The following is an 8,748-nucleotide window of genomic DNA, read 5'->3' on the forward strand; positions in this document are numbered from 1 at the left end:
TTAGTAAATGGAGGGTGTAGGATGCCAGAATTACCTGAAGTGGAAACGGTTCGGCGCACATTGAGCGAGCTGATTGTTGGCCGCAAGATCGTCGCGGTCGGCACTGATTGGGAGAAAATTCTAAATGGTGGGCTCGCTGAGTTTCGTGAGCAGCTGGTTGGCCATAGTTTCATCGCGGTCGACCGGCGCGGTAAGTACTTGTTGTTGCGGCTGGATGGCGATTTGACCATCGTCTCGCACCTGCGCATGGAGGGTAAGTATGCCCTGATGACCGACAAGGACGAGCCGCACGCCCGCTTCACGCACGTCTGGTTCACCTTCAGTGACGGGACGGAACTGCGGTATTTTGATTCGCGCAAGTTCGGCCGCATGACAATTGTGAAAACGGGTACCGAGATGACGGCGCTGAGTGGACTGGTCACAATTGGCCCCGAACCGGTTGCCAATGACTTCACCGTTGCCGATTTTGCCGCGAAGCTGGCTCGACACCGGAAGGCTATCAAGACGGTGATTCTTGACCAATCGACAGTTGCTGGTGTCGGTAATATATACGCCGATGAGACCCTTTGGATGAGCAAAATTCACCCGGAACAGCCGGCCAACACGCTGACGGACGCTCAAATTCAGGAGCTCCACGATAACATTATTAAGGAACTCGCGGACGCGATTCGCCTGGGCGGAACCACGGTGCACTCATTCGTGGATGCTGAAGGCAAGAGCGGTGGCTTTCAGAATAAGCTGAACGTATATGGGCGGACTGGGGAGCCGTGCATGCGCTGCGGCACTGCAATTGTTAAAATTAAAGTTGGCGGGCGCGGGACCCACTTTTGCCCGCACTGCCAGGTCAATCCGGAAGCTGCAGCTACGTCAGAAGCCAATAGAGTAAGCGAGGATTAAGATGACTTATAAACTAGGAATTACCGGTGGCATCGCGAGTGGGAAGTCGAGTGCAGCTGCGGAGTTTGCAGCAGCAGGCTATCCAGTGATCGATGCGGACATGATTGCCAAAGAGTTGCTGCAGCCAGATAGTGCACTACTCAAAAAGGTGCAGTCTACTTTTGGCCCGATGACCGTGCAGGGAAACGGGGCGCTCAACCGCGGTGCCCTGGCGGCAATCGTCTTTGCAGATGACGCCAAGCGGCAGCAACTGAATGCAATCATGCAGCCGGCGATCCGGCGGGAATTCGAACAGCAACTCGCCGCGGCGGTCGCCAAGCAGCCCGACATTGTTGTGGGGGATGTGCCCCTGCTTTTTGAACAAAATTATGCGGACCTCTTTGATGGTGTCGTTGCGATGGATATTGACGATGAACGCCAACGGGAACGGCTGATGACGCGGGATGGGCTGACGCGGGTTCAGGCTGACAAACGGATTGCTTCGCAGCTGCCAACTGCTGAAAAGCTCGCCCGGGCGGATTTTGCCATTGACACGCGCGGCCCGGAAGCCTTGCGCGACGTCCAGGTGCAGCAACTAATTGCCCACATTCGCCAGCTATAGCCGTTTGTACTTAATCTCTGCTATAATTCAGGTAGCATAATCCGGAATTAATTAGGAGGTATATCGTGCACTGTCCACATTGTCATCACAATAGTTCGCGGGTCGTTGATTCACGGCCCACAGATGGCGGTGAGGCTATCCGGCGCCGGCGTGAATGCGAGAACTGCGGTTATCGTTTCACGACCTTTGAACGCGTCGAACAGACTCCACTGCTCGTTATTAAGAAGAACGGCACCAGAGAAGAATTTAACCGGGAAAAAATCCTGCGCGGACTCATTCGTGCAGCTGAAAAACGCCCAGTAACAATGGAGCAAATGCAGCAGATCGTCGAGAAAGTCGAAAACAAGCTGCGCACGATTGGCGAAAATGAGGTTTCCAGTCAGAGCATTGGTGAGTACGTTATGAAGTTACTCGCCGACGTTGATGACGTTGCATACATTCGCTTTGCCAGCGTTTACCGGCAGTTCAAGGATATGTCCGTTTTCATGAGTGAACTGCAGGACATGATGAAACGCGAACACAAAGAATAACTGCAAGGGCGGCCCGGTGAATGCGGGGCCGTTTTTTGCACACAGAGCGGAGTGAGGCGTTCAGGAGCTGAGCATTTACGTACTTTGCGCCAGATGCTGGTTTTTAGCATTTGGCGCAAAGTGTGTAAAGCGCAAGCTCCTGCTTCACGCAGCTCGACTATGAAAATACAGAGCGAAGTCACCCGGGTTGCTCCTGAGCATCAAGGTGACTTAGGTATTGACGAGTGTTCTTCTCGTCAAGGCCTAAGTCATTTTGAGCGGAGCCATTTCTGCTTGTGCAGCTTGCTGCCCTTAGCAGAATGGACAACGGAGTAGGAGCAGGGTGACGCAGCTCGACTCGGCACCGTAGCGCTTCTAGCAACGTTTTCCAAGATTCCGGTGCCGAGTCGAGCTACGCGGGACCGAAGCTTGCGCTTTGCACACTCCGGGAGTAATGCCAAAAGCCGGCATTTCTTCCGGAGTACGCAAATGCTCAGCTTCAAACCGTCCCGCTTCGCTCTGTATCCTGAAAGGAGGTCCTACCTTGCAACATCCAGCAGAATTCACTCCGCAGAGCGATTATCTCGCAACGCGGGCACAATTAATTGGCAGTTTGGACCAACAGACGCTGGTCTATTTGTATCAGCCGCTGATTGGTCCGGTTGCCGCAGCTTTGTACCAGACGCTGTGGACCCAAGTTCGCGTCCACCCCATGTTCACTCAGGATCGGCGCCCACACAGTAGTCTGCTTGAGACCTTGGGAGTTGAGATTGATACCCTATACACCGCCCGGGTGCGTCTTGAAGCGGTGGGGCTGATGAAGACCTATACGCAAGTTGATACGGAGCGGCATTTTGTTTACGAAATGTACGCGCCTTTGCGACCAGCCGATTTTCTGAAGGATGATCTGCTCAGCATTGCCCTTTACGACACGGTCGGTCCGGACCGCTACCAGGAGTTAGCTTCTAGCTTCACGATTACCCCGGTCCGGCGTAGTGACATGACCGACATTTCGCGGAAGTTCCTAGATGTGTTCCAAATTGCTGGCGATTTGACTAACCCGGCGCCGACTGTGGAAGCGGCGCGCGATACCAGCGCCGAGCAGCCCAGCCCGCAGGTGCGAGTCGACGCCAATCAGGTCGACTGGGAACTGCTCGGAAAGCTACTTGCCAAGAGCGGTATCGGCAGTAGTGAGTTACACGATCGGCAGAGCGCCATCACTGCCATTGCTGGCTTTTACGGTTTGTCGACTAGTGCGCTTGCGCGGATTATTGCGCGCGCAATTGATGGCCTGACCGGTAAAATCAACGTCGCCCGCATGCGGAGCGCGGCTGAACAAGAATACAGCAAGGGTGAATCGCGAATCGCCCGCAATCGGCGGGACGATGGTGGTGCGGCGACTGCAGCGGTAGCACCAGCCGCAAGCAGCGATGATGAGCAGGTCAAATATACTGCGGTTGAACTGCAGTTGCTGAAGAACGCCAAGAGCATGTCAATTCGAGAGTTCCTAACCGTGACGAAGAAGCGGAAGGACCCGCAGCTGTATGCGGCTCCGAACGAGTTGTTTGCTTTGCGCAAGCTCAGTGAGCGGAACGTGTTTGACGTCGCTACAATCAACGTCTTAGTAGATTACGTTTTGCAGGATTCCAGCAGTATCAATGCGTCTTACCTTGATGCGGTCGCTAATGCGTGGATCGAGGCTAAGGTCGATAGTCCGGAGCGAGCAATCGCGCAGGTACGGGCGTACAAGGCCGGTAAGACCAAGCCGCAGCAGAAGCGCAGTCAGGGCAAGCGCAAGCAGTATGGCCGTCCGCAGCGTAAGGAGACGGTCCCGAACTGGGCCAAGAAAGATTACGTGGCGCCGAAACCAGTTGTGAGCGCAAAAGTGCGGGCTGAACTGAACGCGAAGCTCAAGCAGCTAGATAGCGGCAAGAAGAAGGAGGACTAAGCGTGGATAATCTGTCGAAGTATTTGCAGGAGCGCATGAACGCTAGCAGTCAGGGTGCTGAGTACCGGCGCATGCAGGCTGCTGTGCAAAATGATGCTGACGTTCAGGCATTTATTAAGGCGCACAGCGCTGAACTTGCTGATTCTGCCGTTGAACGCGGCACCGCGAAATTGTATGAATATGTCCAGCAGCGGGATAAAATTGCGCGCGGTGAACAGCCTTTTGCCCCTGGCTACGAGCCCGTTTTGGTTGTCAGCGCCCACCTGATCGATATTGAATACCGGCCGACTGCAGCCAAGATTGCTGCGGATGGGGTTGTTGAGCGCCAGTCGCTGGTTACCGCGATCAACATGCCCAAAGACATTCGCCACGCTGACCTAGCCACATATGAGCAGACGGATGAGCGCATTGATGCCATCGTTGCCGCGACCGACTTCACGGTCGCCATCAAGGAGCACCCACACGCCTTCACAAAGGGCCTGTATCTGTCCGGACCGTTCGGGGTTGGTAAAACCTACCTACTCGGGGCGGTGGCAAAGAAAATTGCCGAGTTTGGCGTGGCCACAACCTTGCTCCACGTTCCCACTTTTGCGGTCACGATGAAGGCGGCCATTGGTGACAACAGTGTCCTGCCGCGCATCGAGCAGGTTGAGAAGGCCCAAGTCCTCGTTCTGGATGATATTGGGGCGGAAGCACTGAGCCCGTGGTTCCGCGATGAGGTGCTCGGCGTAATTCTGCAATACCGCATGCAGGAACAGTTGCCGACGCTATTCAGTTCCAATAAGAGTATGACCGAACTGGAAGGCTTTTTTGCTGGAAATGAGCGCGGCGACGCGGAAAACGTGAAGGCGGCGCGAATCATGGAGCGGGTGCGCTACCTTGCGCGGGAGGTTTTTGTCGGTGGTATAAACCGGCGGCAGACCGAATAATTTGGAAATATGTTTGCGTCTCGCGACCATGTGTGGTTTAATAATGGCATCGAAGACGGAACAAAAGGTTCTCACCCAGCAGAGAGCGTGGTCATTGGCTGTAAACCGCGCAGTACTGAACCGCACCACTTCCCGAGATTGCCAGCAATGGCCCTGAGCTCTGGTTACGAGTGTTCGAGAGGACAGGTGTGTCGTGCACCTGCCAATCTGGGTGGAACCGCGAGTTAATCGTCCCTGATATCAAGTAATTGATAGCAGGGGCGTTTTTTTGTTCCGCACGTTTCGATTAATAAAGTTAACAAGCCTCGTCATGATTGTGATGAGAGTAAGAAAGGAAGACTTATATGTCATTATCACTTACATTCCCCGATTCAAGCGTCAAGGAATTCGCTGATGGCGCTACTGCCCTTGATGTTGCCAAGAGCATCAGCATTTCACTAGCCAAGAAGGCGGTCGCTGCCAAGCTCGATGGTCAGCTGATCGACTTGAGCTCCGTGATCAAAGAAGACGGTAAAATCGAAATCGTCATGAAGGACAGTGCTGATGGTTTACGTGTTCTGCGCAACACCGCAGCTTTCGTGCTCGCTGACGCTTTGAACGCCTTGTACCCAGGCCTGCGTTTTGGTCAGGGCGCTTCAACTGAAGACGGCTTCTACTACGACACCGACAAGGATGACGGCCAGATTGCCGTTACCGACCTGAAGGCAATCAAGTCCAAGATGGAAGCAATCATCAAGGATGGCGGCGCAATTGAACTGGCAAGCATTTCTGCCGCTGAAGGTGCCAAGCGTTACGGCGACGACAAGTTCAAGGGTGAACTTGCTAAGCGCGCAGGCGACCCAATTCAGGGCCACAAGCTCGGTGACTTCTTCGATTTTGAAGAGGGTGCACTTCTGCCTAACCTGAAGGACCTCAAGCACTTCAACCTGCTCAGTGTTGCCGGCGCATACTGGGAAGGCATGTCTTCCAACCCAATGCTCCAGCGGATTTACGGGACTGCTTACTACAAGGCTGCTGACCTTGAAGATGACGCAAAACGCCGTCAGGAAGCTAAGGAACGTGACCACCGGGTTATCGGCCGCGATCTTGACTTGTTCTTCGTTGACCCAGAAGTTGGGGCCGGGATGCCTTACTGGATGCCAAACGGGGCTACGATTCGGCGTGTTGTTGAGCGGTACATCGTTGACCGTGAAGTTGCTGACGGTTACCAGCACGTTTACACCCCAGTTGCAGCCAACCTGAACCTGTACAAGACTTCTGGCCACTGGGACCACTACCGTGAGGACATGTTCCCCCCAATGGACATGGGTGAGGGTGAAGAGCTTGAACTGCGGCCAATGAACTGCCCAAGCCACATCCAGATTTACAAGCACCACATCCGTTCATACCGTGACTTGCCACTGCGGATTGCTGAACTCGGTCTGATGCACCGTTACGAGAAGTCCGGTGCGCTTTCTGGTTTGCAGCGGGTTCGCGCCATGACCCTGAACGACGGCCACACTTTTGTAGCCCTCGACCAAGTGCAGGACGAATTCCAGAAGATTCTCAAGCTCATCATGTCCGTTTACGCTGACTTTGACATTACGGACTACAGTTTCCGTTTGTCGTACCGTGATCCAAAGAACACCCAGAAGTACTACGCCAACGATGAGATGTGGAATCAGAGCCAGAGCATGTTGAAGGCTGCGATGGACAACTTGGGCCTTGACTACTACGAAGCTGAAGGTGAAGCCGCATTCTACGGTCCTAAGCTTGACATCCAGACCAAGACCGCGCTTGGTAACGACGAAACCATGTCCACCATCCAGCTGGACTTCATGCTGCCAGAGCGGTTTGGCCTGACTTATGTCGGTGCCGATGGTCAAGAACACCAGCCAGTTATGATTCACCGTGGGATTGTCGGGACGATGGAACGCTTCATTGCATACCTCATCGAACAGTACAAGGGTGCATTCCCAACCTGGCTTGCACCAGTGCAGGTTGAAATGATTCCAGTTAAGAACGAGCTGCACCTGGAATACGTCAACCGCCTTAAGGACCAGATGCAGAAGCTAGGCATCCGGGTTGAAGTTGACGACCGGAACGAAAAGATGGGTTACAAGATTCGTGAAGCCCAGACTCAGAAGATTCCGTACACGGTTGTTGTTGGTGACGATGAAGTCAACTCCGCAACGGTATCAGTTCGCCGTTATGGTGAAGATAAAGCTTGGTCCCAGTCCGCAAAGATGTTTGTCAACGCGGTTCAGGCGGACATCGCTAACTACTCCCGGAAGGATGCTCGCCAGAAAAACTAATCTGGGCGCATTCTAGGTGGGGTCTCCCAACTGCTGCGCAAAGTAGCCGCTGGATGATTCACAAAATTTAAAATACCATTAGCTTTTTCTTGATAGAAAAGGCCCTGACCTACAGATACTATTTTTCAAGTATCTGTAGGCTTTTTATTTGTTGCGATACTTTTACAATCTATTTTCTTGCTTTGCTTGTATTTAGTCTATGATGCTGTAACATTATCAGTGTAAAAGGATTACTTGAGTGCTGGGGGGCACGGTGAGAGTAATTCGGTTATTGTCAGGTTACACATTTTTAGGGAGTGTAATGACATGAAAACTAAATACTTTAGCATTGCCGCCGCTGTTGTGCTGCTCACCGGGGGAGGAATTCTCGGCGGTGCTAGTGCGCAGAAAGTCGGGACGCGCACTGCCCTTGCGGAAGATGTGCGCATCAGTCAGCGGGTCAGCACCCAGCCGAGTGGCGGGCGCCGCCTGCGGGTTGCACCGGGCGTTGTTCAGAGTGAGGCGCCCAGCCAGTCAGTGAGCAAGCCAGAAGTCACCATTAAAAGCCGGCAGCAGCTGGCGCTAAGGCCAACTGCCGTGAAGATCCAAGCCCGCAGTACCATTGCGTTCCTGGGCACGGTCACACCGATCATTACCGGTAGCAGGGCGGTGACAACAGCACCTAGTGGTAACCGGGCGCAAACCTGGGGCGGACAGACACATTTGTCAGTTACGGACGGGCAGTCGACACACATGATCGGACACAACACCACGAATTTTGGTCTTATCACCAAGATGAAGGTTGGCACACCGATCACTGTAAGGGATTCCGCTGGTCACACGCGGGTTTACCACGTGACCTGGCACAAAAACGTTACCGATCGTGGTGACATCGCGGGCACCAAGACGAGTGTTTACAAGGACATTGTGGACGCGCGACAAGGCGAGCAAATCGTTTTACAGACCTGTATCAATGACAGTATCAACCGCGTCGTCTGGGCACGTTAAGTAGCAGTACAGTTGTTAGTTTAGGTAGGATTCAGCCTGACAATAATTACACATCGCGACTGGGGAGTCGCGGTGGGCACCATAAGCATTGCGTTTTCAAAGTTTTGGGGGACCTGCTGGAGAGCAGGTCATTTTTTTGGACCAGAGGAAGGACAATTTTCCAAAATATAGGCGGTGTTCGTGCTGTACCAAATGAGTAATCTGTTTTGATAAAATCATGTGTGAGTTGTTTTTATCAGCTATGAATTGACGGGCATGATTCGAAGCAGGTCGTATCTGAAATCACTTAAACATAGCTGGTAACGCATGGCTAAAACATAATAAGCACTGAAAGTGAAGCTAATTTGTCCTGATTGGTAACGCTTGTAGTTGTCGCAGTGGTTCTTGGCTTACTAATATCATTTTTAAACAATGGTGTTACATTTGACTCGCCGTAGACAACTCACTATGAAGTGAGTGATATTTTACATTCGGGTAATACCTATTTGCGCAGGATTTAATAAAACCCCGCGTTTTAGAATCAAGTTAGCCACCATCGCCTCAAATTTGAGACGATAAAAAACACCAAGACAAAAGTCCTGTT

The 8,748-nt window shown here is 52.8% G+C and carries 7 protein-coding genes; all 7 read left to right on the forward strand.

The genetic code is table 11. From position 1 onward, the window contains the following. The first annotated feature begins 21 nt into the window (after positions 1-21). On the forward strand, positions 22-897 hold the full coding sequence (mutM, locus tag GN107_RS04050; protein ID WP_155286557.1) for a DNA-formamidopyrimidine glycosylase: 876 nt from the start codon (positions 22-24) through the stop codon (positions 895-897). A 1-nt stretch (position 898) separates the two neighbouring features. Next, a complete protein-coding gene (gene coaE, locus GN107_RS04055; protein WP_155286558.1) occupies positions 899-1,498 on the forward strand; it encodes a dephospho-CoA kinase in 600 nt (199 codons plus the stop codon). Between the two features lie 65 nt (positions 1,499-1,563). After that, entirely contained in the window at positions 1,564-2,028 is a 465-nt protein-coding gene (nrdR, locus tag GN107_RS04060) for a transcriptional regulator NrdR (protein WP_155286559.1), read from the forward strand. Positions 2,029-2,551: 523 nt separating this feature from the next. Beyond that, on the forward strand, positions 2,552-3,955 hold the full coding sequence (locus GN107_RS04065; protein WP_196246240.1) for a replication initiation and membrane attachment family protein: 1,404 nt from the start codon (positions 2,552-2,554) through the stop codon (positions 3,953-3,955). A gap of 2 nt (positions 3,956-3,957) precedes the next feature. Beyond that, positions 3,958-4,884, forward strand: coding sequence for a primosomal protein DnaI (gene dnaI / locus GN107_RS04070; RefSeq protein WP_155286561.1), 927 nt, complete (start codon positions 3,958-3,960; stop codon positions 4,882-4,884). 344 nt (positions 4,885-5,228) lie between these two features. Beyond that, positions 5,229-7,178, forward strand: coding sequence for a threonine--tRNA ligase (gene thrS / locus GN107_RS04075; RefSeq protein ID WP_155286562.1), 1,950 nt, complete (start codon positions 5,229-5,231; stop codon positions 7,176-7,178). Between the two features lie 306 nt (positions 7,179-7,484). Continuing rightward, complete coding sequence (locus GN107_RS04080; RefSeq protein ID WP_155286563.1) at positions 7,485-8,165, forward strand: sortase domain-containing protein; 681 nt, start codon at positions 7,485-7,487, stop codon at positions 8,163-8,165. Positions 8,166-8,748 lie beyond the last annotated feature (583 nt).

Origin of the sequence: Lacticaseibacillus zhaodongensis (assembly GCF_009687905.1) — a bacterium.
GTDB classification, from domain to species: Bacteria; Bacillota; Bacilli; order Lactobacillales; family Lactobacillaceae; genus Lacticaseibacillus; species Lacticaseibacillus zhaodongensis.